Origin of the sequence: Asanoa sp. WMMD1127, assembly GCF_029626225.1 — a bacterium.
Taxonomy (GTDB): Bacteria; Actinomycetota; Actinomycetes; order Mycobacteriales; family Micromonosporaceae; genus Asanoa.
Genome location: NZ_JARUBP010000001.1, coordinates 7,139,181 through 7,164,049, shown reverse-complemented (window position 1 = coordinate 7,164,049; position 24,869 = coordinate 7,139,181). Strand labels below are relative to the sequence as shown.

The following is a 24,869-nucleotide window of genomic DNA, read 5'->3' as shown; positions in this document are numbered from 1 at the left end:
GAGGGTCGGACCCATCCGGGACCGCCCTGGTTCTACCCTGATCGCTTCCCGCCGGCCCAGCCGGTTGCCATGCAGCCAGCGCACCCAGCACCGGCGGCGCACCGCAAGCGGTCAGTCGGTGTCCGTGGCGGCCAGGACCGCGAGGCCGCGGCCGTCGGGGGATACCGCCGCGAGGCCGATGTCCCAGGCGACCTGCTCGAACCAGCCGCTCGCGGCGGCGAACGAGTACCAGTCGGCGCTGTGGGCGAGCTCCTCGACCTCGGCCGCCGGCGCGTCGGGCGGGGCGGCGACCAGGGCGGCCACCGACCGCCAGGCCAGGAGCCGGCCGTACGCCCCGAAGGCGCCCGAGTTGTAGGCGCCGCCGCTCGAGGCCGCGGTGAAGAGGGCCTGCCACGCCTGGGTCGCCGAGCATCGGCCGGGCCGGGCCGTCGCGTCCCGCAGGCTCGCCAGGCCGAGGGCGAGCAGGGTGTCGCCGACCGCGTCCGGGTGCGGCGGCGTGTCCAGCGCCCAGGTCCGGGCCTCGATGCGTCCGTTGGACTCCTCGGCCCAGTTCGCCACGGCCGCGCCGAGGGCCGCGGCCGTCGCCTCGGTGGTCGTCTCGTGCGCGGACGGCACCGGGCCGTGCCCGGGCGCGGGCGTCGTCGCGGTCGTCGGGAGGTCGTGGCTCCCGCCGCGGACCGTGTGGTGGGGGAGGCCGGGCCGGCCCTCGAGCGGCGTCAGCGACCGCGGCAGCCACGCCAACGGGTGGAACCGCCAGTGCGGTGACTCGGTCCACCGATGCGTCACGTCGTCGCCGCGCAACACCATCTCGTGCAGGACGCAGGCGCGCAGCTCCTCTGGCGCCGGGCCGTCGAAGACCGCGCGCAGCTCGGCCGCGGAGTGGGCGGAGGCCAGGAGGGAGGCCGCGTAGCGGACCTGCCGCCGGTCCACCGCCACCGAGATCAGCCGGAGCGCGTGCTCGACCGGGCCGGGTGTCAACGCCAGCAACCGCAGCACATGGTCGAAGAGACTGCGGTACTGCCACGGTGGCTCGGGCTCGTTCCCGTAGCGCTGCCACAACGCGATCCCGAGGTCGGTCACGAACGTCGCGTCACCGGCCGCGAGCCGTCGCTCGGCGATCGCCCACAGCCCGGTCACATCCGCCACGCCGGGGAGCCGCCGGGCGATCGCGCGGGGGTCGTCGGCCATCCCCGCACTCTAGACAGCGGCGCCCGCCGTGTGCCGAATCGGCCGCCTGGGTACATCAGGGCACGTGGATGAACGTGGGGAACGGCGCGGTGGCGTCTGGAACGCCCTGCCATGGTCGCTTCGGTACGCGGGCGTGGCCGCCGCGTGCGTGCTGCTGGTCGTCGGTGTCGCCTGGCTGGTGCTGCGGCTGGCCGTGTTGGTCGCCCCGCTGACGATGGCGGTGGTGGCCGCGCTGGTGCTGGCCGCGTTGCTGCAGCCGATCAGCGCCGTCCTCCGGCGCCGGCGCGTGCCGCCCGCGCTGGCCGCGTTCGCGGCGATCGCCGTCATGCTCGCGGTCCTGGTGCTGCCGGCCGTGCTGATGTGGCCGACGGTCGCCGACCAGGCCGCGGACCTGCCGGACCAGCTCTCCCAAGGCTGGTCGCGTACGCAGGAGTGGCTCGTCGGCACCTTCGGGCTCAGCGAGGCCCAGCTGACCGCGGCTCTCGACCGGATCGGCGACCAGGCCCGCTCGTCCGCGCCCGACCCGGTCGGCTCGGCCATGACGGTCGTCGAGTTCCTCGGCGCCGCGCTGCTGGCCCTCGTGCTCATCTTCTTCCTGCTCAAGGACGGCCCCGCGATGGCGAGCTGGTTCGGCGACCGGCTGCCGGCCCGCTCCCGCGACCGGTGGCTGACCGCGGCCGGCAACGGGTGGCAGGCGCTGGCCCGCTACGCCCGGGGCACCGTCGCGGTCGCGGCCGTCGACGCGATCGGGATCGGGGCCGCGCTGTTCATCATCGGCGTGCCGCTCGCGCTGCCGCTGACGGTGCTGACGTTCCTGGCCGCGTTCGTGCCGATCCTGGGGGCGACCGTCGCCGGGATCGCCGCGGTCCTGGTCGCCCTCGCCGCCAACGGCCCCGTCGACGCCCTGCTGGTGCTGGCCGCGGTGGTCGTCGTGCAGCAGATCGAGGGCAACCTGCTCGAACCCCTGATCATGGGGCGGGCGCTGCGGCTGCATCCCGCGGTGGTGCTGGTCGCGGTCACCGCCGGCGCGCTGACCGGCGGCGTCGCCGGCGCCATCGTCGCCGTCCCGCTGACCGCGGTCGCGTACCAGGTGGTCCGGTCGGTCAGCCAGGGTCGCGGCGAGCCGCCATCCGATGTGGAAACCGCAGCCGAGCCGGCGCAGGAAGCGCGCCGCTGATCAGTCGGTGGTCCCGGGATCCGGCTCGGTGAGCAGGGCGTGCACGCCGGTGATCCGCAGGGCTTTGGAGACCGACTGGCCCGGGTGGACGACCCGCACGGCGATGCCGCCAGCCGCCGCCAGGGCGTGGGCGTGCAGCAGGGCGCGGACGCCGGCGGAGTCCAGGAACGTCACGCCGCCGAGGTCGACGGTGACGGCGCGGGCCGTCCGGCGCATGACGGCGTCGTGCAGCACCAGGGCCAGCTCGCCGGCGGTGTCGACGTCGATCTCGCCGAAGACGAGCAGGCGCACGTCCCCGTCCGCGCTGCGGCGTTGCTGGAGGAAGAAGGAGGCCCGGTCGCCGCGGGGCGGCGGAGACCGGTCCTCTGTGGACGGCCGGTCGCGGCGGCCGTTGTTGGCGATGACGCGTGCCGCCTGGTTGTCGCCCACCCCGTTGCGCACGGCGGGGAAGTCGTCGGGCCGCACCACCAGGTAGCACTCCACGCCATGGGCTTCGCACAGCTCCGCGGCCTCGCCCAGGACGCGTTCGCCCTCGGAAGGGAGACCGTCGAGCTCCCGCAGGTCGATTATCAACAGCTGCCGGGCCGTCAGCTCCTCGACGGCCACGAAGACCTCGCGCGCGAACTCCGGCGTGGCAGGCATGTCAAGCACACCCCGGACAACAAGCACAACCGTCCCCGCGGCCGTGTGCTTGCTGATCCGAGCGGTCACCGGCTTGCTCCTGCGGTCGATCGGGGCCCGCACTCATCGACGATGTTAACGCCAGCGCGGAGCCGCCGGGGACCCGGAAGCTAGTCGTAGTAGAACTCCGCGGCCTCGGCGAACCGCGCCGGTTTCCGGACGGCCAAGGGTTTCCCGTGGCCGCTCATGGATGTCGACATCGTCAACCTCTTGCTGTCCCGAGGGGTCAGCGTCACCTCGATCGAGGTGACCCAGCCCTTGGCATCGGTGGTGACCGTGAACGGCGACATGTCGAGGCCGATGGACCACAGGGCCGGCGCGCCGACCGGCAGGAACGGCTCCCCGTAGCTCGCGGTGGGGTCGACCCGGCCCGTGTAGGTGTGCGGACCGGTCCGCTCCACCCGCCCGATCGCCTTGGTGAACGCCTTCAAGCCGGTCGGATCCGTCCAGTCGAAGCCCACCAGGGTGTCGTCGGCCCGGACCCGCTCGAGGTACAGGTGCACCCAACTGTCCTTACTGGACTCCCGCTGGTAGGAGTCGGTGCCCAGCACGATCCGGTTGCCGGCACCGGGATATTTGCCGCCGGTCATCGTCACCGCGGTCTGGAAACGCTTCCGCTTCAGGTCGATGGCGCCCGTCCCCTTGACCCGCTGCCCTTCGGGCAGATCAGCGCGGACGGCGTACGTGTGCGGCACCGCGGCCGACCGCTCCAGTGCCGTGATCAGCTCCTCGCGGGCGGCGTCGGCGTCGGCCGTGGGAGACGGCGCGGCGGCGCTCGACCGTGCCGTCGCGGCCGGTGGTGCGGGAGCGCCCGTGCAGCCGGCGCCCAGCACACCGACGAGGCCGAGCGCGAGCGGGACGAGACGACGACGCACGAACATGCGCGACAGTAGATCATCGCGGGTCGCCGTCCCGCTGTCCCGCGCGCGAGGTCGATGCTCAGTCCGGCTCGCGGACCTGGATGATCGTGCGGCCGTGCGTACGCCGCTCCGGGGTGAACGCCGCGACCGCCTCCGACAGGGGCCGCACCGCGCCGACCATCACCCGCAGCCGCCCCGTCCGGACCCGCGCCGCCAGCTCGGTCAGCGCAGCCCGATCGGGTTCGACCACGAAGAACACGGCCCGCCCGTCCTTGGGCCGCGCGGTCGGCGCCATCGCGATGCTGACGACCGTGCCGCCCGGGCGGACCAGCTCGGTCGACCGCTCGAGGATGTCGCCGCCGATGACGTCGAAGACCACGTCGACCTCGTCCGCCCGGTCCAGGTCGCCGGCCGTCAGGTCGAGGAACGCCTGCGCGCCGAGGTCCAGGGCGGTGTCGCGGTCGCCGGCCCGGCCGGTGGCGACCACCCGGGCGCCGACCTCGCGGGCGAGCTGGACGGCGATCGAGCCGACGCCGCCGGCCGCGCCGTGGATCAGCACCGTCTGGCCGGCCACCAGGCGCGCGTGGTCGAACAGGCCCTGCCACGCCGTCAGTCCGGAGATCGGCAGCGCGGCGGCGACGGTGGAGTCGATGTCGGCCGGCAGCGGCGCGAGGTTGCGGGCCTCCACGGCCGCGTACTCGGCCAACGACCCGTCGCGGGCCCAGTCCGCCAGCCCGAAGACCCGCTGGCCGACCGTCAGCCCGGTGGTGCCGTAGCCGAGCTCGACGACCGTCCCGGACAGCTCGTGCCCGGGGATGCTGGGCGTCCGGTCGCGGCCGGCGCGGTCCGTCCACGTGGCCGGCCACTCGAGCTCGCCACGGGTGAAGCCGGCGGCGTCGACGCGCACGATGACGTCGTTCTCCGCGGCATGGGGGTACGGCATGTCGGTCAGGGTGAGGCCGGACACGCCGGCGTCGCGGTCTCGTACGGTGATCGCTCTCATGGTTGGTCAACTGCTCCAGGGGGCGTCGAGGATGCGCTCGACCGTGGTCACGCGCTGGAAATCGGGCAGGAAGTGCGCGAGCACGTCGGCGTTGACGGTGCCGTTGGCGGTCTCCGGGCGGTTCCTGAGCCCCGCGACGGTCGCGCGCAGGAACCCGTTCTTGAAGTCCCCGCGCGGATGGGCGGCGAGGATCTCGTCCACCCGGTCGCGGTCGAGGAGGTCCAGACCGAAACCGAGCACATCGGTGAGTACGCCGAGCTGCGTCATCGCGATCTCCGGCGCCATCCGGTCCGGGATGCCGGGCGTGGTGTGCAACGCGATCGCCGCCCACACGGTGTCGGCGTCGGCGCCCGCGAAGCCGTGGTCGAGGAGGAACTTCCGGGCGTGGTCGGCCCCGTCGACCTCGAAGCGCTGCTCGACCTCGGAGAACGGGGTCAGCAGGCCGGCGTCGTGGAAGATCGCCGAGAGGTAGAGCAACTCCGGGTCCGGTTTCACGCCGAGCCGCTCGGCGTGCGTCGAGGCGAACAGGAAAACCCGGCGCGAATGGTTGTAGAACAGCGGGCTGGTCGTCTCCTGGATCAGCGTGGTCGCCTCGGCGACCGCCGCCGTCCCGGGTATCTCCAGTCCCGCGATGACCTCTGGCATGACCCCATGCTGCCCATCGGCCGGCCCGCGCCGCCGCCCTCATCCGGCCAGGAATCCCTCGTATCCGGACACCGCGCCGCCCGCCGTGACGGTGTGTTACCAATGAACCGTGCCCGGCCCGCAGCACGTCGCTTTCCTCGTCTACGACGGAGTGACCCTGCTCGACGTGGCCGGCCCGGCCGAGGTGTTCAAGGAGGCGAACCGGTTCGGCGCCGACTACCGGATCGTGCTGCTGTCGCCGGACGGGGCCGACGTGACGTCCGACAGCGGGATACGCGTCGGCGTCGACGGCCCGGTCGCGCCCGAACCGGCGTACGACACGTTCATGGTGGCCGGATCCGACCGCTACCCGCGCGCCCGGGTGCCCGCCGGGCTGGCCGACGCCGCCCGGATCCCGGCCGCCGCGGCCGCCCGGGTCGCGTCGGTCTGCACGGGGGCGTTCGTGCTCGCCGCCGCGGGCCTGCTCGACGGCCGGCGCGCCACCACCCACTGGCAGGTCGCGCACGAGCTCGCCCTCCGGTGTCCGACCTGCGAGGTCGACTCCGACGCGATCTACGTGCGCGACGGCGACACGTACACCTCGGCGGGTGTGACGGCCGGTATCGACCTGGCGCTCGCCCTGGTCGAGGACGACCACGGACCCGACGTGGCCAGGCACGTCGCCCGCGCCCTGGTGGTCTACATGCAGCGGGCGGGCGGCCAGTCGCAGTTCTCGGCGCCGCTGGAGGGCCCGCCGCCCCGCTCGCCGGCGCTGCGCGAGATCACCGACCTGGTCACGGCCGAACCGGGCGGGACCTATTCGCTCGGTGAGCTCGCGAAACACCTCAACGTCAGCACCCGCCAGCTCACCCGGCTGTTCCACGAGGAACTGGCCACGACCCCGGCCCGCTACGTGGAGGGCATCCGGTTCGACCTGGCCCGGGCGCTGCTGGACCAGGGACACACCGCGACCCAGGCCGCGAGCCTGGCCGGGTTCCCGAGCTACGAGAGCATGCGCCGGGTCTTCGCCCGCAAGCTCGCGATCAGCCCGGCCGCGTACCAACGCCGGTTCAGCACGGCCCGCCGCTGACGCCCTCGAACGGCTGGCGCGCGACGCGGTACCGTCCGTTGGTAGTGCTTCGCCGACGCGAGGGACGGACACATGGGGGCGTTGAAGCCGTGGCATCTCGCGGTGCTCGCGTTCTGCTGCCTCGGCACGACGGCGGTCATCGCCGCGGTCGCGCTGCTGTTTCTCCGCGGGAGGCGCTAGTCAGCAGGGACGTCGCGGAGTGGGCGAGACCGCGGTGAGGTCGCCGTAGGTGCCGACGCCGCGGAAGTAGAAGGCGCAGCCGTAGGTCTGGTAGGCGTCGGTGAACCAGGCGGTGCCGCCCTGCGCGTCCGGGGTGAGCGGGTAGGTCACCGACGACTCGACGGTGGTGAACGGTCCCGCGGCCGACGACGCGAGCTGCAGGTCGACCCCGACCTGCCCGCGGCAGTCACCGGAGAGCCACCCGCTGACGTAGAGCATGTTCGCGCTGTAGCCGACGTTGCCCATGGTCAGGGCGCAGTCGGCGGCACGCGCGGGAGCAGCGCCGGCCGCGCCGCCTCCACCCACCAGCACACCCGCCACCATCGCACCGACGACAGCCATCCGCTTGATCGATCGCATGAGCGCCTCCCCGTGGTTGGGCGAGAAGTTTCCTACTTCCCGACCTCCCTGAAAGATAGCTTCACATCGATCGACGGACAAGACGGTTCGCGTCAGTCCTCGTCGGTGGTGCGGGCGGTGGGGACGCGGCCCGCGGCCGCGGCGACCTCGTCGATGTGGAAGACCTGGGCGCCCCAGCCGCCCGGTGTGTCGACCAGCCGGCCCGCCAGTCGCGGCAGCTCCGGCGAGTCCGGTGAGAGCCGCTCGATGTCGATGTTGATGCACAGGAAGGCGATCAGGCCCAGGTCCTTGTCCTCCAGCGGGATGGTCGTCGCCTTGATCTCGCGGCCGGACGGGTGGCGCAGCCGGTAGGAGTGTTGCGTGCCGGTCCAGCGCGACTGCCCGTACGAGATGATCACGTCTTCGCCGAAGGTCGAGGCCTGGTCGCCCTTCTTGCGGCCGGTGATCGAGTTCTTGATGACGACGACCGAGTGCAGCGGGTCGCGGGTGTCGTGGAGGACGAACTCGATCGGCACCCCGGCGAACGTCTCGCCGAGCCCTTCGGTGATCTCGTAGAACTGCTTGAGCAGGTGCTCCCGGTTCTCGGTGATCGCCTTCGGCTCGACCAACTGCTTGAACCGCTTGCGGTAGCGGGCCCGGACCCGTTCGAGCAGGTCGGCGAGCCCGGGCGACTGGTCGATCGCCGACTTGTTGCGCTGGGCCAGATAGAGCAGGTCGACGGCGGCCCGGGGGTTGTCGTCCTCGAGCAGCGTGCGGCACAGCCGGGCCAGGGCGTCCGGGTCGAGGCGCAGCAGCCCGTCGTCGGCGCCGACCCGCACCGGGTAGTCGGCCATCTTCACCAGCGGCGTGCCGGTCAGGCGGCCCTCGCGCGGCGACGTGCTCCGGCCGATGAAGAACGTCACCAGCGCGCCGACGATGGCGCCGAGCACGGCGCCGAGCACCTCGAACATCGGGACCTCCCCAGGGGTGTGTCAGTGCCGGGCCAACAGGACGCGCACCAGGCAGCGGCCGGTCGGCGCGGCGGGATCGTCGCGAAAGGACGTGCGGCCGTGCAGCATCCGCGCGTCGTCGACGACGAACAGCTCGCCGCGCGCCAGCGTGTGCCGGAACCGCAGCTCGGGCCGCGCCAGCACCGCGTCCATCGCGTCCAGTGCGGACACGTCGTCGGCCGTCAGCGGCACGCCGGTGACCGGTGGCGCCATCTCGATGCGCTGCCGGTTCCAGCGGACCCGCGGGCGCGGCGCCGCGAGGTCGAAGACCGGCGCCCAGGAGACCAGATCCTGACCGGCGTACGCGACATGCGAGCGCTCGAACGCGAACGGCTGGCAGAGCCGCTCGTAGGCCCTCGGGAAGTCCGCGCGCAGCGCGTCGATCACGGCGCCGGAGCTCACGAACACGTTCTCGCCGCCGGCCATCGCCGCCTCGACGCAGAGCAGCGCGAACAGGTCGACCTCGTGGCCGTGCGGGCGCATCGCGCCGTCGTTGTGGATGTCGAGGTCGTCGTGCGACTTCGAGGTGTAGATGCCCTTCTCGTAAGCCCCGTCGGCGGCGAACCGCGAGGTGCCCTCGTCGCGGATGAGCCAGGTGAGCGTCGGCGCCCGCTCGGGGCCCTGCGGCAGCGGCCGGCCCAGCACGCCGACGATCGCGAGCGCGCGGGCGCAGGCGGTGTCGAGATCGTCGACGGGGACGCCGGTGACGGCCGCGAAACCGGGCCCCCGCTCCAGCACGTCACGGATCTCGGCGGCGAGCCCGTCGACGTCGTCGCGGTGGTCGATCGTCCAGTCGCCCGCGGCGATCTCGGCGGCGGACCAACTTCTGATCGCCACATCGGACATTCGCGTCCTCCCCAGGAAGTCGACCCAGCGTACTTCGATATGCGCGCCCCGCGTTCGTTATAGTTCCGACAGCGTCGTCCAGGAATTGGGTGAAAGATGTTCGCCAATGTCGTCGTGCCGCCGGCGCTCGGCCCGTACCGCCCTTTCGTGAAGGCCGCCGGCCTCGTGTTCGTCTCGGCGCAGGCGGGCGTCGACCCGGCCACGAAGATGTGTCCGGACGCCTTCGAAGCCGAATGCCGGCAGGCGTTCCACAACCTGGTCGAGGCCGTGCGCGCGGCCGGCGGTGACGCGTCCGACGTGGTGAAGGCCACCGTGCTCTACACCGACGAGAGCCAGTTCGACGTGATCAATTCCGTTTATGCCGAGACGTTTCCCGCGGCGCCGCCGGCGCGCACCTCGGCCATCGTGCGACTGCCCGACGGGAAGCGGCTCGTGGTCGACGCGATCGCCGTCGACCGGCGCAACTGAGGTACGCCCGATCGGGTGAGTACGTCGACTCATGCCCGCCGGCCGCGGTGGCCGAGATATTGGCGGCATGTCGCACAACGCCACCGCCGGCCGTCCGCCGGGACCCCGCGCCGAAGCCGGATCGGTCATCATCGACGCCGTGACGGACAAGGCGCGGCTCTGGTGGGTGGCCCTCGCCGGCCTGGGCGGCTGCCTGCTCCTGACCGTGGCCGCCTCGCCCGCCTACAGCCCCGTGGCGCCGTTCGTCGTCGGGCCGGCCGGCGGGGGCGGCTGGCACGGGGTGGGCTGGCTCTACGCCGCGGCGCCTGTGGTGGCCACCGTCGTCGCACTGTGCCTGTTGCGCTGGTGGCCCTACCTCCTGGCGGCTGCCGGACTGGTCAGCGTCGTGGAGGTCGCCGGCCTGGCCACCGCGACGTCCTATCCGCTGGGCGTGTCGGTCGCGCTGCGCACCGCGTACCCCCTGGCGCTCGTGGGTGTGCTCGCCTGCGCGCAGAGCCTGTTCAGCCGCGGGGCGCCGGGTCTCGGCGCGGCCGCCGCGGCGCTGGCCGTCGGGTCGCGCCTGTTCGGCTCCGCGATCGTCGGGGCGGGCTGGCTGATCACCACTCCGTCCCGCGCCACCTGGCACGCCGTCATGACCGCCCTGGGCCTCGTCGCGATCGCGGCCGCCCTGGTGTGGCACCGGCGGGGTGACGACGCCGCGGCCGGACCGCCGGGCTGGCAGCGCTGGCGGCTTGTCGTGGCGGCGGGCCTGGCGATCAGCCTGGAGCTACCGCTCGCCCTGCTGACCACCGAGCGCCTGGCCGCGTTGCTGGACGTCAGCTTCATGTCCCTCTACCGGCACCCGATGGCCGTGGTGGCGGTGATGGGCGCGATCACGCTGGCGGTCGGCATCGTCCTCGCGGCGGTGGCGGGCCTCTGGTCGCTGTCCGCGGCGCTCGCGGTCGCCACCGTCCAGGTCGCGATGTCGGCGCCGCTGATCCTGGCGTTCACGGCCCTGGCCTACACGGGCCCCACGCGCTGGCTGGCCGCCCTCGCCGGCGCGGCGATCGGCGCGCTGGCCGCGGTCACCCGGTGGCGGGTGCCGCTCGCCGCCACCCTGGCCGCCGCCGCCGCGACGGCGCTGTTCATCGCGTACGCCGCCACCACCGGGCAACCGGAGAAGCTGGCCGAACAGCATCGGATCGTCCCCGGCCTCCTGCTGCTGGTGCTGGTCACGGCGGCCGGCACGGCGGTCGCGGGCGCGGCCGCGCCGGTGCTCGCCCCGCGGGGTGCGATCCCGGCCGTGCTCGGCCCGCTCACCGGCGTCCTCGCCACCGGCGGCCTGCAGACGGTCCAGGTGACCTACCTGCGCGACGGCGTGCCCCAGTCGTCCTACCTCAACCCCGCCTATCACCTGACCACCTCGGCGGTGCTCCTGCTCGCGGCGGCCGCGGCCATCGGCGGCCTCGGCGTCGCCCACCACATCGCGGAACGCTGGGCGGAACGCAAACGCGCGGAGCTGATCCGCCAGGAGGCCGCGGCGGCCGAGCGGGACCGGTTGGCCCGGCCGATCCACGATGGAGTGTTGCAGGTGCTGGCGTTGGTGCAGCGGCAGGGCGCGCAGTTGGGTGCGGGCGGGTCGGAGCTCGCGAAGCTGGCGGGGGAGCAGGAGGTGGCGCTGCGGACGCTGCTCACCGGGGGCGCGACCGCTGCCGGCCCGGACCGGGACCTGCGGGCGACGCTGACCGGGTTGGCGTCGCCGGTGGTCGAGGTCGCCGCGCCGGCGGAGCCGGTGGTGCTGCCGCCCGAGGTCGTGGCCGAGCTGACGGCCGCGGTGCAGGCGGCGCTGGACAACGTCCGCCGCCACGCGGGCCCGCACGCCCGGGCGTGGCTGCTACTCGAGGACGAGGACGACGGCGTACGGGTCACCGTGCGCGACAACGGCGTCGGCTTCGACCCGGCGCGGCTGCCCGAGGCGGCCGGCGCGGGCCGGCTCGGCGTGGCCCAGTCGATGCGCGGCCGCATCACCGACCTCGGCGGCACGACGACGATCCACAGTAGACCCGGCGAGGGCGCCGAGGTCGAGTTCTGGGTGCCCCGCCGCCGATGATCGCGGGGCAGCGGGCGACCCGGTGGTCGGCATATGGTCGACGCTGCCGAGTCGGGAAGACCTGAGGAGTCCGCCGTGCGCCGGTTGCTGCTCGCCGCTGCCGTGATGCTGTCCGGGTTGGCGCTCACCGCGTGCGACTCCGGCGCCGCGGGCGGCCGGGCGGCCCCGCCCGCCGACTACGTCGCGGACGTAGGAAGGGCAAACTGCGTGGAGGCCCGGGTGGTGAACGAGGACGGCCTGGCCGCGTTCGAGTCCGGTGCGGCCAGCCTGCGGGAGGCCACCGCCGCCGGCGACCGGGCCGCGGTCGAGGCGGCGGAGAGCGACATCCGGACCGGGCTGACCCGGTGGGCCGACACGTTGGTGGAGATGTCGGGCCGCCCGTACGCGCCGGCGAACACGCTGGCCGACGGCGCGGCGACGATCCAGAAGATCGCCGACCCGGCCGACGACACCCCCGTCGAGGAGGCCAGGGAGACGCTCGCCCACGTCGGCAACAAGCTGCGCGCCGCCTGCGCGACCGACACCAAGTAGGCCGCTCCGTTCGCACGGCCGCGGCGACATCGAGCGTGGTCACCTGATGCCTGAGGGCGGCCGCGTCACGGCGGAGATTCGTGCTCGCCGCGGTCGATCGCCCGCTTTCGTGATCGTGGCGGAGGAACGGTGGGGCCGCTCGGGCCGGGACCCGGTTGCCCGGGGCCGGACGGCGCCACGTACCGGTGGAGCTTCAGTTTCGCGTGGATGGTCGCCGGCGGTGTCCGGGTGGAGCGGTAGGCCAGATCCTCCAGATAGATCCACAGGTTGCTGCGGCGCTGTCGGCGCTCCTCGAGCACGAAGGGCTCGACCGCTTCCCAGATGCGTCTGGCGTGGATGCCGTTCGAGCCGATGACGAGCTCTTCCTTGACGATCCCGTGGGCCACCAACTTGCCCAGGTCGTCGTAGAGACCGGCGACCGCGCGGACCTGTGATCGCGCCTCCAACGGCAGCGCGGTGTAGGCGGCGACTTCCGGGAAGTCCTTCCTGAGCTGGTAGAGGACGTACTGCTGGGCTTCGAAGAACTCCTGCGAGCGGAACTGGCTGAAGACGTTGAGCACCACGGGAAGGGCGTAGCCGTCGGTCGCCGTGCGCACCTGCCGGAGGGTGAGCGCCCCGGAGACGGCGAGCGAGGTGATAGATATGGCGATAGTGATCGTCGTGACCACCGTCTGCGCATCCACGCATCAAGCGTATTCGATCCCATCAATGCAGGATGCCGAGCAGGTGGGGCGCCGAGGCCAGCGCGCTGAGCCTGATCGCGCGGCCGGCCAGGCAGGTGACGCTGAACGCGGTGCCGCTCATCGTGGTGCGGGCGGCGTAGACGCTGGTGGCCAACAGCGGCGGCAGGCCGGTGACCGCGCTGGCGAACAGGATGGGTACGGCCTGGCGCGGCTGGTCCAGGCGTCGGAGCGCCGCGGCGGCCCGGCGCCGGGTCCTGCGCGGTGGTCGCCGCGCCGCCGGCTTCGGCAGCCGCCGGCGGAGGCAGGTCGACCGCAGCGCGCCGCGGGCGGTCAGGAACAGGAGCAGTTTCCCGGCCGTCTGGCCGGCCGCGGCGGCGATCCCCACGATCAGTGCCGACTCATCAGTCGCGGCGACAGCGGCCACCACATAGGGCTCGACCGGTGTGAGCGGTAGAACGGCCGAGACGAAGCCGACCAGGACGGCGGTCCCGCAGACGGCGATCATGCCGGGCCCGGCGCACGGGGATCCGGCAGGCGCAAAACGGCCAGGAGGGAAACCAGTTTGACCCCGGTCACCGCCAGCGCCAGGACCGTCGGGACGATCGGCCCCGGGCTCACCGCGACCAACACGACGAGGGCGCCGGTGTTGACGGCCTTGGCGGGCGGTGACCAGTTCCAGCGGTGGATGCGCGGGCTGACCTGGTCGAAGTAGTTGGGGCTCAGCAGCGGCCAGCGCAGGAACGCCAGGCTCAGCAGGTTGTCCACCACCATGAACTGGATGAGGAACACGGTGATCGGCACCGCCATGTCGGGCCGGACCGTCAGCAGACCGGCCGCGCAGACGGAGGTGCAGGCCCGGTCGGCGAGGATGTCGAACACCGCGCCGCCCCGGGTCTCCTGCCTCAGCACCCGGGCCGCGAGCCCGTCGAGCGTGTCGCCCACCCAGTAGCTGAGGTACGCCGCGACCAGCAACGCGGTGCTTGCGGTGGTGATAGCCGCGGCGGCCAGACAGACGGCGACCACGGTACGCACGAGCGTGATGGCGTTGGGAACGTTCGCGAGCGACCTGAGCACACCGCAACCGTGCCGGCCGGCGCCCGGCGAGGGCATCGGGCCACGGATGGCAGTCGAGCGTGCGTGGATCGGCCCGCGGGCGTACGTCCTCCGGCTAGCTGGTCACCACGGGAGTGGTCGTCCCTGCCTGTCCAGGGCGGTCCAGGACGACGTGCCCGAGGGACGCTCGACCAATCCGGCCGACACGCGTCCCATCGAGACTCCCGGGATGTCGAACAGCGTCAGATCGACGGGTACGCCGGTCGGTGCCGGTCGGTAGACGACGCGGGCCGCGGCACGTGGCGCGACCGCCGCGACCAGCGCCACGCCACCGAGGTCGGCCTGGATGCGTGACAGGGACGGCCGCGAGTCTGCCCGCCCCGCCGTGCTCCACGGCTTCCCCGGTGCGACCCGCCAGTCCGCTTGCAGGCAGATCTCGGGGGTGCAGGCGGACCAGCCCAGCCGGTACTCGGCCGTGCCATGGTGACCTTGCAGGAGTGGCGTGATGCCCCGGCCGGGATAGAGCTGGTCGACGACCCTGAACCGCAGCCCCCAGCCGTCAGACTGGTCGAGCCGCAACTCGCCCGCTTCGACGAGCCAACCGGTATCGCCTCGCATCATCCCCAGGAACGCCTGCTCCAGCGTGCGGGAGACGCCGCTGCAGAACATGTCCGTTCCGGCGCCCCCGCTGAACGACAGCGTGGCGCCGTCGACCAGGACCGAGCCCTGGTAGTGGTTACACGACTCACCGCTCCAGCCGCCGGCGCCGTCGAAACGCAGCCGGACCTCGGCGTCCGCCGGCGGCTGCCAGCTTCTGGACGGCTCGACGATCTCGGTCAGCCGCCATTCGACCTGGGCGAGTCGGTCCGCGTTCGGCGGTGCGGAGGCCTTTTCCGTGCCGTCGCCCCCAGCGCACCCGCCCAGCAGCACCACCAACACCAACGCGACCGTCACACGCATACGGATGGGACGGTGGCGCCGCCGCATCGGCTCCGTGCGCGCAGACTCGTACTGGCGAAAATTGGTTTGTTATGGAAACCTGTTGGCATGACCACTGAATCGGTGTCCGCTGCCGGCGATCCCCGGCGGCTGCTGGCCGACGTGCGCGCGCTCGCCCATCGCGTGCGGCTCGACCAGCGCGTGACCGGCGTCGCGCTGCTGGTCCTCGCCGTCGTGACGTTCCTGGCCATCCCGGCCCACGCCCTCTCGCTGCACGCCGACTGCGCGGGTGTGTTCGCCGAGGGCAACGACCCGTGCCACCTGCGCGGCCTCGACCGCGGGCTCTACTGGCTGCCCGCGCTGCTGCTGGCCTACACGGGCATCGCCCTCTACGCCGTGCGGGCCACCCGCGCCCGCGGCCTCGGCGCGCGCGTCCTGCCGTACGTGCTCACCGGTGTCGGGTTGGCCGTCGTCTCCGCCGCCGCGTGGCTGACCGCGGGGATCTACTGGAGCAACAACGCGCCGCCGAGCGAACCGTTGCCGTCGTGGGTGATGGTGCTGGACCGGCTCATCGCGCCGACGGGCACGATCGGCGTCGCGCTGCTGGTGCTGGCCTGGCTCGAGCGCCATTTCGCGCTGCTGGTCTTCGCGCTCGGCTACCTGGCGGTCGTGCTCGTGCCGATCGACTTCGGCTGGGGCGCCCACTGGGGCTACCTGACCGACTTCATCCCCGCGATGGTGGTCAGCGGCGGCTACCTGCTGCTGGGCGCGGTCGGGTTCGCGCTGGCCCGCAGGCGGCGACGGTGACCGCCGAGGGCGCGGCCGCCCACCCGGTCACCGGCCTGGACGACGTGGTGCACCAGCGGGTCCGGCTGGGCATCCTCACGATCGCGCACGAGGCCCGCCGGGTCGAGTTCGGCTATCTGCGCACACAGCTGGAGCTGACGGCAGGCAACCTGTCCCAGCATCTCGCCGTGCTGGAGAGCGCCGGTCTCGTCGAGATCGAGAAGGGCTACGAGGGCAAGCGCGGCCGCACCTGGATCACGCTCACCGCCGCCGGTGACGCCGCCCTCGCCGAGGAGATCGAGCGGCTGAAGCAGCTCATCGCGCGGGTCGAGACCGGTCCGACCGGGCGGTGAGCCCGGCGAGGAAGTCGTCGACCAGGCGCTTCTGTGTCTTCGCCGGCAGCAGTCGCGGATCGAAGAGCGCCTGCACCACCAGGCCGTGGGTGAACGCCAGCACGGTCGTCGCCAGCCGGCTCGCGTCACCGTCGGGAAGCTCGCCGCGCCGTTGCGCTTCCTCGACGGCGGCGCGCAGGCCGGCGCGGATGCGTTCGTAGCGCAGGGTCTGCGCGGCGAACAGGTCGGGGTCCGACAGCGCCAGGTCCCACGAGCCGACCCAGATCCGGTTCATCGCCGCCCCTTCCGGTGTCAGCGGCAGGATGTTGAGCATCTGGGTGCGCAGCGCGGCCAGTCCGGGCGCCGGAGCGGCCTGCCGAGGTCGGGCGGCGGTGCGGGTCTCCAGGATGTCGAGGGCGTGGGCGATCAGCTCGCGCTTGCCCGCGAAGTAGTGGGTGACCAGCCCGGTCGACGAGCCCAACGCCGCCGCGACCGCGCGCATGGTCAGCCCGCCGAAGCCGTGCTCGGCCAGCACCTGCCACACCGCCTCGGAGACGTCCTGGCGCCGGGAGTCATGGTCGGTGGGAGCGGGGCTCATGGTCTGCTAGCGTACATGCCAAACGTTTGTTATGTACGGAGGTCGTGATGTTCGCGCTGCCCCTCACCGACTCGGCCGTGCTGCGCCCGCTCGAGCCCTGGCACGCCGAGGAGTTCCTCGCCCACCTGGACCGGGCCCGCGCGCACATCCTGCCGTGGGTCTCGGCCCGCTTCGTCGCCGGCGACCTCGAATCGGCGCGCACGGTCCTGCAGGGGTACGCGGACCGGCGCGCCCGCGACGACGGCGGGATCTGGGGCATCTGGCGCGCCGGCGAGCTCGTCGGTGGTGTCATGTTCGTCTCGTTCGACGCCGCGCTCGGCCTCTGCGAAGCGGGCTGCTGGCTGGAACCCGGCGCACAGGGCGGCGGCCTGATCACCCGGGCCGCCGAACGGATCATCGACTGGGCCGTCGACGAACGCGGCATCGCCCGCGTCGAGTGGCGCACGAGGTCGGGCAACGAGCGCAGCATCGCGGTCGCGCGGCGGCTCGGCATGAGCCACGACGGCACGTTGCGTCAGGTCTACCCGGACGGCGCCGGCGGACGGATGGACCTCGAGATCTGGTCGGTGCTGGCCGACGAATGGCGAGCCCGCCGCGCCGCCTCGTCCCCCGGCGCGAAGGCGGAGCTGGACGACCTGATGGCCCGTTTCATGGGCGCCTTCACCAATCTCGGCGGCGCCCGACCCGACGTCGAGGCGATCCGTTCGGTGTTCATCCCGGAGGGAGTGATCATCAAGAACGTCGGCGGAACACCGGTGGTCCACGACCTCGCCCAGTTCGTCGCACCTCGGGAGAAGATCCTCACCGACGGCACGCTGACGGAGTTCCAGGAGTGGGAAACGTCGGAGACGACGGAGATCTCCGGCACGATCGCGCACCGGTTCAGCCGATACCGCAAGTCCGGCTACCTCAACGGCGAGTGGTTCGAGGGCCAGGGAAGGAAGACGACCCAGTTCGTCAACACCCCGTCGGGCTGGCGAATGAGCTCACTCGCCTGGGACGACGACCCGGCCTGAACCGGGTTTGGCGTCAACTAGTCGTCGTCCTCCGCCCAGAGCCGCTGCGCCTCGCGCCACATCGCCTGCGGGCTGCCTGGCTTGTTCCTGTCTCGTGGACGGGCCGTCGCCCGCTTGGCACCCCGGCGCGGCCCCATCAGCCGGGCGGCCTGATCCTCGAGCGCGGCGGCCAGGATTCCACGGTTTGCCGCGCGGTTGGCGGCAAGCGCTTCGCGCGCGACCGCGACGGCCTGCGCGCCGTAGGCTCGTGCCTCGTCGACCCGCCCCGCCTCGTCCAGCCGGGCCGCCACCCAGCCCAGGGTGCGCGCGTGCCGGCTGACGATCGAAGGCCGGTTGCTGGTCGCGGCCTCCCGCTCGAGGTCGAGGGCCTCCATGCCGGCGGCCAGCGCCTCCTCGACGCGGCCGTTCGCGGCCAACCTGCGGGCCAGGTTCGACAGCCCGAGCGCCAGGTCGCGCACGTGTGCGGCACGGTCGCCGGCGGCCAGCTCGCGCAACAGCATCACCGCCTCCTCCGTCAACGCGAGGCTGGTTTCGTCGTCCTCGGTCACCGCTCCGAGGCCAGCGATCGCCTCCGCCAGCTCCGCCAGATAAGCGCTGCGGTCACCGGCCGCGAGTTCGCGGTAGATCTCGACCGACTCGCTGTCCGCGGCTGTCGCCTCCGCGCCGCGACCCAGTTCGGAGAGCCGTCCGGCGTACGCCCTCAACGAGGTTGCCAGGAGGTTCCGATGCGCCGGCTCGACCTCGACGAGATCGCGCGCGAGCCCAACGGATTCCTCGGCCGCCGCCAGGGCCTCCTCCGGGCGGCGCACGCCGGCCAGGTGGACGGCGTAGTTGCGCAACGCCCGGGGAAGTTCGTCGTCCGTCCGGGCCGACTCGCGGAAGCGCGCAACGGATTCGGCGCTCGTCTCGACGCATTCGCGCCACCGTCCGGCCCGGTACAGCCGGTTGGCATGCAGGCCCAACGCATGCGCCAACTCGTTCTGCGGCGTCGAGCCAACCGGCTGATCGGCGGCGAGCCGGCGCCGCACGGTCAGGCCGCGACCGCTGACCGCCAGCGCCTCGGCCTCCTGCCCGGTCGCCGCCAGGGCTATCGCGTACGCCTCGAGGATCCGCGCGAGCAGCGCGTCGGCCGGTTCGTCCGACAGGGCCAATGCCTCGCGGGCCGGCACCAGCGCCTCCGCGGGCCGGCCCGCGCTCACCAACCGCTTGCTGTGGATGGCCAGCGCCTTCACGAGCATCTCCTCGTGCTGCCACCGGTCGATGGCGTAGAGCTCCCGTGCCGTCCGCACGGCGTCCTCGGCCGCGGCGACGGCCTCAGCGGCTCGCCCCGCGCTGGACAGGAACTCGGACAGGTTGCGATGTGCCAACGCGAGCATGGGCAGGGCCGCACCGCGGTCCCGCCGCGCCAGTTGCCGCAACTCCTCGACGGCGTGTCGGCACGCATCGACCGCGGCGCCGATGCGCCCGGCCAGCTCGAGCCCTACCGCTTCGTTGACCAGCTCCTTGACGCGTTCCTGCTCCTGCGGAACCGACCTGCTCCGCCTGCGCCACGCCGCGAACGCCATGCGAGTGAATATAGGCGCGCCGGGCCGGTGTCCCGGCCGGAGGCGGACGCGGCGGCGGCAGCGACCAGCGCGACGCCGAGACCGGCGATCACCCAGGTTCTCCGGGAGCGACGCGGCCGTGCGGGTCGGGCCCATTCCTGCGACGTCAGGTCGAGCAGGTTGCGGCGGCGGCCGGTGGTGGCGGTGGGTCCGACGGTGCTGGTCATCGCGGCGCTCCCCGGTAGAGACGGTGGCAACAGGGTTACCGTCTCAGCGCGCCGGCTCGCGACCTTCCCCCGCCGGCGGGGTTCGCCTCCCCTGCGCGGGGGAGGGGTCACCGAGGCTGGAGCAGCCCTCGTTCGGCCATGAAGGTGCGCAACGTCGCATCGTCCTCGGTGGACATCAAGCGGCGCGGGATCACGGTCGCCGGCATGCGGCCCACGTACACGACCCAGAACTCCGGCGTTTCCACCACCTGGCTCACGCCTGCCCAGGCGATGCCGCCGGACTCCGTACCGCTGCGCATCAGGATGTTGTCGTCGGTGATGTCGTAGCCGCCGTCGACCGCGTAGCGACCGGAGCGGCGGCGGGCCCGCCACCGCACCAGCGGCGCGTACGCGATCGCCAGCAGGCCGCCGAGGACCAGCGCTATGTAGAGGGGCAGGAGCTGCTCGCCCGCGTCGAACCCCACCGACAGCGCGAGGCCGACGGCGCCGACCAACCCCAGCACCGCGCCGACGTAGGCGTACCTCCGGTGCCCCTCGCTGCTCAGCACGGCGGCCACGCGGCCCGGGTAGGCGGGATCGGCCGGGACGTCGAAACGGATCTGCACACCAGAACGATAGTGCCCGCGGGCCCGTCAGTCGGGCGGGCATTGATTCCGACCTATTGATCGCCTACGCTGAGCCCGTCGGCGGACGCACAGCGCTATTCCCACCCGTCCCTTGCTTCGGGAGCGCCCCATGAGTCGCACTCGCCGTCCCCGGCTGCTCGCCCTCGTCGCCACCCTCGCGCTCGCGGTGACTGCGGTGGTCATCGGCCCCGCCAGCCCCGCCAGTGCCGCGCCACGGTTCCGCGTGCTGGTCTTCTCCAAGGTCACGAACTTCTACCACGACTCGATCCCGGCCGGCATCGCCGCCGTGCAGCAGCTCGGCACGGCACACAACTTCGAGGTGGAGGCGACCACCGACGCGGCCGCGTTCACCGACGCCAACCTGGCCCGCTTCGACGCGCTGGTCTTCAACAACACCAACTCGACACCGGCGTCCGGCGCGTTGCTCAACGCCGCCCAGCGCACCGCCCTGCAGAACTTCGTCCGGGCCGGCGGCGGCTGGGTCGGGCTGCACGCGGCGAGCGCGAGCGAGCGCGACTGGGCCTGGTACGACGGCCTGGTCGGCACGATCTTCGACGTGCACCCCGACTTCAGCGCGACCGGCGGGGTCTACCCGGGCCGGATCAAGGTGCTCGACCGCGCGCACCCCTCCACGAAGAACCTTCCGGAGCTCTGGGAGCGCAGCGAGGAGTGGTACAACTGGCGGACCAACCCGACCGGCCGGGTGCACACGCTCGCCCAGATCAAGGTGCGCGACGGCATCCCGGGCCTGGACGAGGGTGTCGACCACGCGTACTCGTGGTGCCAGAACTATGACGGCGGGCGGTCATGGTTCACCGCCGGCGGGCACTCGATCTCGTCGTTCAGCGAGCCGTTCTTCCTCGACCATCTGCGCTACGGGATCGAGTGGGCGGCCGGCGTGGTCGCCGGCGACTGCAGCGCCACCCAGAACAACAAGTTCCAGCGGGTGCCGCTGGTCACGCAGAACCTCGCCGACCCGTTCGAGCTGGCGGTGGCGCCCGACCGGCGGGTGTTCTACATCCAGCGGACCGGCGCGGTGAAGGTGATCGACCAGAGCACGTTGGCGGTCACCACGCTCATCGACTTCGCCTACACGCCGGCGCAGACCAGCCAGTCCGACGGGCTGCTCGGGCTGGCCATCGACAACAACTTCGCCACCAACAACTGGCTCTATCTGCTCTGGTCCGACAGGACGCTCAACCAGCTCAACCTCTCCCGGTTCACGGTGACCGGCTCGTCGATCGCCCTCAGCTCCGAGAAACGCCTGCTCACCATCCCGACGCTGCGCGGCGAGGCGCGGGCCAACTCGCACATGGGCGGGTCGATCGCGATGGGGAAGGACGGCAACCTCTACGCGGCGATCGGCGACAACACCGACCCGTTCGAGTCGAGCGGGTACACGCCGATCGACGAACGGTCCGGCCGGCGCGCCTTCGACGCGCAGGGCACCTCCGGCAACACCAACGACCTGCGCGGCAAGATCCTGCGAATCCGGCCGCAGGCGGACGGCACGTACTCGGTCCCGGCCGGCAACCTGTTCGCGCCGGGGACCGCGCGTACCCGGGCGGAGATCTATGCGATGGGCTTCCGGAACCCGTTCCGGATCACCGTCGACCCGCACACCAACGCGGTCATGGTCGCCGACTACGGGCCCGACGCGACCGCCGCCAACGCCAACCGCGGTCCAGAGGGGACGGTCGAGTTCAACCGGGTCACCAGCGCCGGCAACTACGGCTGGCCGTACTGCATCGGCAACAACATCCCCTTCAACGACTACAACTTCGCGACCTCGACCTCCGGCCCGCTGTTCAACTGCGCCGCGCCGGTCAACAACTCGCCCAACAACACCGGCCTGACCAACCTGCCGGCGGCCCGCCCGGCCCTCGTCTGGTACGCCTACTCGGCCTCGACCCCGTTCCCCGAGGTCGGCACCGGCGGTGGCGGCCCGATGGGCGGCCCGGTCTACGACTACGACCCCGCCAACCCGCGCCTGTCGAAGTTCCCGGAGTACTTCGAGAACAAGTGGATCGTCTACGAGCTGACCCGCAAGTGGTGGAAGACGCTGTCGATCAACAAGACCGCGCAGACGTTCACCGACCCGCGGTTCGGGCCGACCAGTGTCGGGGGGCTCCAGTCGATCAACACGATCTTCAGCGGCATGAGCTGGATCCAGCCCTTCGAGGCGGAGTTCGGGCCGGACGGCTCGCTCTACGTCATGGACTTCGGCGCCGGCTCGGGCAGCGGGCGCGGCGGCACCAACGAGGGCGCCGGCATCTACCGCATCGACTACGTCGCCAACGGGGTGCCGCCGGTCGCGGTCGTCACGGCCAGCCGCGACTCCGGCCCCGCCCCGCTGGCGGTGACGTTCTCCAGCGCCGGCACGACCGGGGCCGTCAGCTACGCGTGGGACTTCGACGGGAACGGCACGACCGACTCGACGGTCGCCAATCCCACCTTCTCGTACGGGACGCGGGGCCGTTACACCGCCCGGCTGACCGTCACGGGCGCCGGCGGGCTGACCGCGATGGCCACGACGGAGATCACCGTCGGCAACACGCGGCCCACCGTCACGATCACCATCCCGCACGGCGGCTTCTTCGAGTTCGGCGACCGGATCCCGTACACCGTCACGGTCTCTGATCCCGAGGACACGTCCATCGACTGCAACCGGGTCGTGGTGCAGACGCTGCTCGGCCACGACGCGCACGCCCACCCGCTCGACAACTACGTCGGCTGTGCGGGCACGCTGGTGACCGAGTCGGGCGGCGGTGACGGGCACGGGCCGGGCGCCAACCTCTATCAGCTGGTCAGCGCGCAGTACACCGACGCCGGCGCGACCGGCGGCATTCCCGCGCTGACCGGCTCGACCCAGGTCGCGTTGCAGCCGCGCAGCACGGAGGCGGAGCACTTCGACTCCCAGTCCGGGGTCAGCGTCCTCGACCGGCCCGCGGCCCAGGCCGGCCGGCGGCTCGGCGACCTCGACAACGGCGATTGGATCAACCTCGGTCCGGTCAACCTGACCGGCATCAGCGGTGTCACGGTCGGCGCGTCGTCCGGCGGCACCGGTGGCACGATCGAGTTCCGCGCCGGCTCACCGACCGGCACCCTGATCGGCACGGCCACGATCAACAGCACCGGCGGGTACGACAACCTGATCTCACCCACCGTCGCCCTGACCAACCCGGGCGGCACGTTCCCGCTGTATCTGCGGTTCGTGAAAGCCGGTCAGACGGGCGACCCGGACATCATGGCGCTGGACTGGCTGCGGTTCAACGGCCGCGGCGTCAAGGCCGAGACCGGCGCCACGCTGACGGTCACCGCCACGCCGACGACCGGCACCCGGCCGCTCACCGTGGCGTTCGGCAGCACGTCGGCGCCGCCACCGGGGCGCACCATCGTGGACCGCGAGTGGCGGTTCGGCGACAACACCCCGTCCGTCCACGCGGCCACGGCCAGCCACGTCTACTCCCGGCCCGGCACCTACACGGCCTGGTTGACCCTGACCGACAGCGTGGGCGCCACCCACTCGAGCAGCGTGACGATCACCGTGTCGTGAGCGAGCGGCCGGCCATGAAGCTCCTTCATGGCCGGCCACGCCGATCAGTAGTACGGGTGGGTCCGCAGGGTCGCGCCGAAGTGGTTCAGGGCGAACTTGAGACCCTTGAAGTGCACCTTGTGGTAGCCGTCGTTCGCGCCGAACGGGCCCGGTTCGCAGGTGTCGACGGAGCTCTGGCCGGCGGAGATGATGCCGTACCCGAAGGCCGCGCCGGTGGACTGTGAGATCACCGGGCCGCCGCTGTCGCCGTGCGCGGCCGCGCACGCGCCGTTCTTCGTGCGCTCCGCCTTGACCGTGACGTCCGACGGGCTCACGTAGTAGACCTTGACCGCGCAGTGCTCACCGCTGGTCGCACCGCTGACACAGACGTAGTTGCCCACGTAGTTGGTCTTCGCCGAGTTGATCGACCGGCCGTAGCTGGAGTTCCACGGTCCGGTGTAGACCCGGCCCTGCACGTCCGAGTAGATCCAGATCAGCGCGATGTCCTGGTAGTCCCAGTCCCACCACACCTGGCCGATGGGGTTCTGCGGACCCCAGTTGGTGGTGATCGCCTCTCCCGGCGTGCCGCAGTGTCCGGCGGTGAGCATCCCGGGGTAGCCCTCGTTGTCGGTCACGGCGAAACCGGTCGTGCAGACCCAGTTGCCGGGCCGGCGGAACTGCGCACCGCCCCAGTAGGGCGACGTGTCCTGCTGCCGGTAGAAGGTCGACGCCGTCGCCGGCTCACCCTCCAGCGGCACCACCGGACCCTGCCCATATCTCATCGTGTACGTCGTGCGGGCGCCACCCGGAAGCTGCACCGCGGCGGCGCCGGCCACCTCCACCGTGACCCCGCTCCCGTCGGCCTTGGGGTAGGCGTCGGAGACCAGCCCGGACGCGATCCACCGCGCGGCCTCGGCGCGTAGCTCCTCGTCGGAGTAGGCGGCCTGGTAGACGCGGACCGGCGCCGTCGCGCGGCCGGCCTCGACCGCCCGGGCCACGGCGTCCGGCAGGGCGCCCTTCCAGTAGAGCCGCACGTCGTGCAGGGTCGGGTCGACGACCATCCCGGCGTACCCGGCACCACCGCCGGCACCACCGGCGGCGATGATCCGGTCGGCGATGTCGTTGAGCCGGTGCTGCTCGTCGAACATCGCCTCCCAGGACGCGAACCCCGCCGGCAGGTCCTCCTTGGACACCGGGCCGACGGCGGGCGGCTTGTCCGGCAGCGGACCCGGTGTCGTGACGGGCGGCCGCTGCGGCCTTGGTCCCGGGTCGTCGTCGTTGGCGCCGGCGGGCGTGGCCCCGGCGACGATGGCGAGTGCCGCCGCCACGGCCACGGCCAGTGGTTTTCTCATGCTGGTTCTCCTTGTGTGGTGTTCGGTGGTGGTCCCACGGTGGAGCCCGAGCG

General features: G+C 72.4%; 24 protein-coding genes and 1 pseudogene. 9 read left to right on the top strand and 16 right to left on the bottom strand.

Features of this window, described 5'->3' with window-relative positions:
• Positions 1 to 111: 111 nt before the first annotated feature.
• A complete protein-coding gene (locus O7635_RS34300; protein WP_278084644.1) occupies positions 112 to 1,188 on the bottom strand; it encodes a DUF6183 family protein in 1,077 nt (358 codons plus the stop codon).
• Between the two features lie 64 nt (positions 1,189 to 1,252).
• Between O7635_RS34300 and O7635_RS34295 the strand changes: the two genes are divergently transcribed.
• Positions 1,253 to 2,365 (top strand): AI-2E family transporter, encoded by a 1,113-nt coding sequence (locus O7635_RS34295; RefSeq protein WP_278084643.1) that lies wholly within the window; start codon positions 1,253 to 1,255, stop codon positions 2,363 to 2,365.
• Here the strand turns inward: O7635_RS34295 and O7635_RS34290 are convergent, their stop codons facing one another.
• The 4 genes from O7635_RS34290 to O7635_RS34275 all read right to left on the bottom strand — a co-directional run bounded on the left by O7635_RS34290 (position 2,366) and on the right by O7635_RS34275 (position 5,554).
• Positions 2,366 to 3,076 (bottom strand): STAS domain-containing protein, encoded by a 711-nt coding sequence (locus O7635_RS34290; RefSeq protein WP_347405320.1) that lies wholly within the window; start codon positions 3,074 to 3,076, stop codon positions 2,366 to 2,368.
• 80 nt (positions 3,077 to 3,156) lie between these two features.
• Positions 3,157 to 3,927, bottom strand: coding sequence for a hypothetical protein (locus O7635_RS34285; protein WP_278084641.1), 771 nt, complete (start codon positions 3,925 to 3,927; stop codon positions 3,157 to 3,159).
• Positions 3,928 to 3,985: 58 nt separating this feature from the next.
• Positions 3,986 to 4,909 carry an NADP-dependent oxidoreductase gene (locus O7635_RS34280; RefSeq protein ID WP_278084640.1) on the bottom strand — a complete coding sequence of 308 codons (924 nt, stop codon included), beginning with the start codon at positions 4,907 to 4,909 and terminating at the stop codon, positions 3,986 to 3,988.
• Positions 4,910 to 4,915: 6 nt separating this feature from the next.
• The gene (locus O7635_RS34275; RefSeq protein ID WP_278084639.1) at positions 4,916 to 5,554 is read right to left on the bottom strand and encodes an HD domain-containing protein; all 639 of its coding nucleotides are present in this window, start codon (positions 5,552 to 5,554) and stop codon (positions 4,916 to 4,918) included.
• 109 nt (positions 5,555 to 5,663) lie between these two features.
• On the opposite strand from O7635_RS34275, the gene O7635_RS34270 reads away from it, so the two are divergent.
• On the top strand, positions 5,664 to 6,623 hold the full coding sequence (locus tag O7635_RS34270; protein ID WP_278084638.1) for a GlxA family transcriptional regulator: 960 nt from the start codon (positions 5,664 to 5,666) through the stop codon (positions 6,621 to 6,623).
• Between the two features lie 180 nt (positions 6,624 to 6,803).
• Here O7635_RS34270 and O7635_RS34265 read toward each other — a convergent pair whose 3' ends face one another.
• The 3 genes from O7635_RS34265 to O7635_RS34255 form a co-directional block, all read right to left on the bottom strand.
• Positions 6,804 to 7,202, bottom strand: a complete 399-nt coding sequence (locus O7635_RS34265; protein WP_278084637.1) for a hypothetical protein — start codon at positions 7,200 to 7,202, stop codon at positions 6,804 to 6,806.
• Positions 7,203 to 7,294: 92 nt separating this feature from the next.
• Positions 7,295 to 8,152 carry a PAS domain-containing protein gene (locus O7635_RS34260; RefSeq protein ID WP_278084636.1) on the bottom strand — a complete coding sequence of 286 codons (858 nt, stop codon included), beginning with the start codon at positions 8,150 to 8,152 and terminating at the stop codon, positions 7,295 to 7,297.
• A 21-nt stretch (positions 8,153 to 8,173) separates the two neighbouring features.
• Positions 8,174 to 9,037: a TauD/TfdA family dioxygenase gene (locus O7635_RS34255; protein WP_278084635.1), complete on the bottom strand. Its 864-nt coding sequence runs from the start codon at positions 9,035 to 9,037 to the stop codon at positions 8,174 to 8,176.
• Between the two features lie 96 nt (positions 9,038 to 9,133).
• Between O7635_RS34255 and O7635_RS34250 the strand changes: the two genes are divergently transcribed.
• The 3 genes from O7635_RS34250 (at position 9,134) to O7635_RS34240 (ending at position 12,125) form a co-directional block, all read left to right on the top strand.
• Complete coding sequence (locus tag O7635_RS34250) at positions 9,134 to 9,505, top strand: RidA family protein (protein WP_278084634.1); 372 nt, start codon at positions 9,134 to 9,136, stop codon at positions 9,503 to 9,505.
• Between the two features lie 139 nt (positions 9,506 to 9,644).
• Complete coding sequence (locus tag O7635_RS34245) at positions 9,645 to 11,594, top strand: ATP-binding protein (protein ID WP_278084633.1); 1,950 nt, start codon at positions 9,645 to 9,647, stop codon at positions 11,592 to 11,594.
• 75 nt (positions 11,595 to 11,669) lie between these two features.
• The gene (locus O7635_RS34240) at positions 11,670 to 12,125 is read left to right on the top strand and encodes a hypothetical protein (RefSeq protein ID WP_278084632.1); all 456 of its coding nucleotides are present in this window, start codon (positions 11,670 to 11,672) and stop codon (positions 12,123 to 12,125) included.
• A 65-nt stretch (positions 12,126 to 12,190) separates the two neighbouring features.
• On the opposite strand, the gene O7635_RS34235 is transcribed toward O7635_RS34240, so the two are convergent.
• The 4 genes from O7635_RS34235 to O7635_RS34220 form a co-directional block, all read right to left on the bottom strand.
• Positions 12,191 to 12,808: a hypothetical protein gene (locus tag O7635_RS34235; RefSeq protein WP_278084631.1), complete on the bottom strand. Its 618-nt coding sequence runs from the start codon at positions 12,806 to 12,808 to the stop codon at positions 12,191 to 12,193.
• Between the two features lie 22 nt (positions 12,809 to 12,830).
• Positions 12,831 to 13,313: a hypothetical protein gene (locus O7635_RS34230; protein WP_278084630.1), complete on the bottom strand. Its 483-nt coding sequence runs from the start codon at positions 13,311 to 13,313 to the stop codon at positions 12,831 to 12,833.
• A complete protein-coding gene (locus O7635_RS34225; RefSeq protein ID WP_278084629.1) occupies positions 13,310 to 13,882 on the bottom strand; it encodes a CDP-alcohol phosphatidyltransferase family protein in 573 nt (190 codons plus the stop codon). The genes O7635_RS34230 and O7635_RS34225 overlap by 4 nt, the downstream gene beginning before the upstream one ends.
• A 102-nt stretch (positions 13,883 to 13,984) precedes the next feature.
• Positions 13,985 to 14,821, bottom strand: a complete 837-nt coding sequence (locus O7635_RS34220; RefSeq protein WP_278084628.1) for an META domain-containing protein — start codon at positions 14,819 to 14,821, stop codon at positions 13,985 to 13,987.
• A gap of 87 nt (positions 14,822 to 14,908) precedes the next feature.
• Here O7635_RS34220 and O7635_RS34215 point away from each other — a divergent pair, with 87 nt between their 5' ends.
• Together O7635_RS34215 and O7635_RS34210 are read left to right on the top strand one after the other, a co-directional pair.
• Positions 14,909 to 15,607 carry a hypothetical protein gene (locus O7635_RS34215; protein ID WP_278084627.1) on the top strand — a complete coding sequence of 233 codons (699 nt, stop codon included), beginning with the start codon at positions 14,909 to 14,911 and terminating at the stop codon, positions 15,605 to 15,607.
• Positions 15,604 to 15,939 (top strand): transcriptional regulator, encoded by a 336-nt coding sequence (locus O7635_RS34210; RefSeq protein ID WP_278084626.1) that lies wholly within the window; start codon positions 15,604 to 15,606, stop codon positions 15,937 to 15,939. The genes O7635_RS34215 and O7635_RS34210 overlap by 4 nt, the downstream gene beginning before the upstream one ends.
• Here O7635_RS34210 and O7635_RS34205 read toward each other — a convergent pair.
• Positions 15,902 to 16,516, bottom strand: a complete 615-nt coding sequence (locus O7635_RS34205; protein ID WP_278084625.1) for a TetR/AcrR family transcriptional regulator — start codon at positions 16,514 to 16,516, stop codon at positions 15,902 to 15,904. The two genes, O7635_RS34210 and O7635_RS34205, sit on opposite strands and share 38 nt — an antisense overlap.
• Positions 16,517 to 16,563: 47 nt before the next feature.
• Here O7635_RS34205 and O7635_RS34200 point away from each other — a divergent pair.
• Positions 16,564 to 17,112, top strand: a pseudogene (locus O7635_RS34200) (GNAT family protein); the annotation flags it as partial.
• Positions 17,113 to 17,549: 437 nt separating this feature from the next.
• Here O7635_RS34200 and O7635_RS34195 read toward each other — a convergent pair.
• Together O7635_RS34195 and O7635_RS34190 are read right to left on the bottom strand one after the other, a co-directional pair.
• A complete protein-coding gene (locus O7635_RS34195; RefSeq protein ID WP_278084624.1) occupies positions 17,550 to 19,097 on the bottom strand; it encodes a tetratricopeptide repeat protein in 1,548 nt (515 codons plus the stop codon).
• 313 nt (positions 19,098 to 19,410) lie between these two features.
• Positions 19,411 to 19,908, bottom strand: coding sequence for a YcxB family protein (locus tag O7635_RS34190; protein WP_278084623.1), 498 nt, complete (start codon positions 19,906 to 19,908; stop codon positions 19,411 to 19,413).
• 130 nt (positions 19,909 to 20,038) lie between these two features.
• Here O7635_RS34190 and O7635_RS34185 point away from each other — a divergent pair, with 130 nt between their 5' ends.
• Complete coding sequence (locus O7635_RS34185) at positions 20,039 to 23,485, top strand: ThuA domain-containing protein (RefSeq protein ID WP_278084622.1); 3,447 nt, start codon at positions 20,039 to 20,041, stop codon at positions 23,483 to 23,485.
• Between the two features lie 44 nt (positions 23,486 to 23,529).
• Here the strand turns inward: O7635_RS34185 and O7635_RS34180 are convergent, their stop codons facing one another.
• On the bottom strand, positions 23,530 to 24,816 hold the full coding sequence (locus O7635_RS34180; protein ID WP_278084621.1) for a S1 family peptidase: 1,287 nt from the start codon (positions 24,814 to 24,816) through the stop codon (positions 23,530 to 23,532).
• Between the last annotated feature and the right edge of the window lie 53 nt (positions 24,817 to 24,869).

Coding starts and splice junctions, on each gene's coding strand:
- O7635_RS34260 (WP_278084636.1), bottom strand. CDS start 8,152: ATGTTCGAGGTGCTCGGCGCCGTGCTCGGCGCCATCGTCGGCGCGCTG.
- O7635_RS34215 (WP_278084627.1), top strand. CDS start 14,909: ATGACCACTGAATCGGTGTCCGCTGCCGGCGATCCCCGGCGGCTGCTG.
- O7635_RS34275 (WP_278084639.1), bottom strand. CDS start 5,554: ATGCCAGAGGTCATCGCGGGACTGGAGATACCCGGGACGGCGGCGGTC.
- O7635_RS34230 (WP_278084630.1), bottom strand. CDS start 13,313: ATGATCGCCGTCTGCGGGACCGCCGTCCTGGTCGGCTTCGTCTCGGCC.
- O7635_RS34185 (WP_278084622.1), top strand. CDS start 20,039: ATGAGTCGCACTCGCCGTCCCCGGCTGCTCGCCCTCGTCGCCACCCTC.
- O7635_RS34250 (WP_278084634.1), top strand. CDS start 9,134: ATGTTCGCCAATGTCGTCGTGCCGCCGGCGCTCGGCCCGTACCGCCCT.
- O7635_RS34280 (WP_278084640.1), bottom strand. CDS start 4,909: ATGAGAGCGATCACCGTACGAGACCGCGACGCCGGCGTGTCCGGCCTC.
- O7635_RS34180 (WP_278084621.1), bottom strand. CDS start 24,816: ATGAGAAAACCACTGGCCGTGGCCGTGGCGGCGGCACTCGCCATCGTC.
- O7635_RS34300 (WP_278084644.1), bottom strand. CDS start 1,188: ATGGCCGACGACCCCCGCGCGATCGCCCGGCGGCTCCCCGGCGTGGCG.
- O7635_RS34265 (WP_278084637.1), bottom strand. CDS start 7,202: ATGCGATCGATCAAGCGGATGGCTGTCGTCGGTGCGATGGTGGCGGGT.
- O7635_RS34255 (WP_278084635.1), bottom strand. CDS start 9,037: ATGTCCGATGTGGCGATCAGAAGTTGGTCCGCCGCCGAGATCGCCGCG.
- O7635_RS34220 (WP_278084628.1), bottom strand. CDS start 14,821: ATGCGTGTGACGGTCGCGTTGGTGTTGGTGGTGCTGCTGGGCGGGTGC.
- O7635_RS34195 (WP_278084624.1), bottom strand. CDS start 19,097: ATGGCGTTCGCGGCGTGGCGCAGGCGGAGCAGGTCGGTTCCGCAGGAG.
- O7635_RS34285 (WP_278084641.1), bottom strand. CDS start 3,927: ATGTTCGTGCGTCGTCGTCTCGTCCCGCTCGCGCTCGGCCTCGTCGGT.
- O7635_RS34205 (WP_278084625.1), bottom strand. CDS start 16,516: ATGAGCCCCGCTCCCACCGACCATGACTCCCGGCGCCAGGACGTCTCC.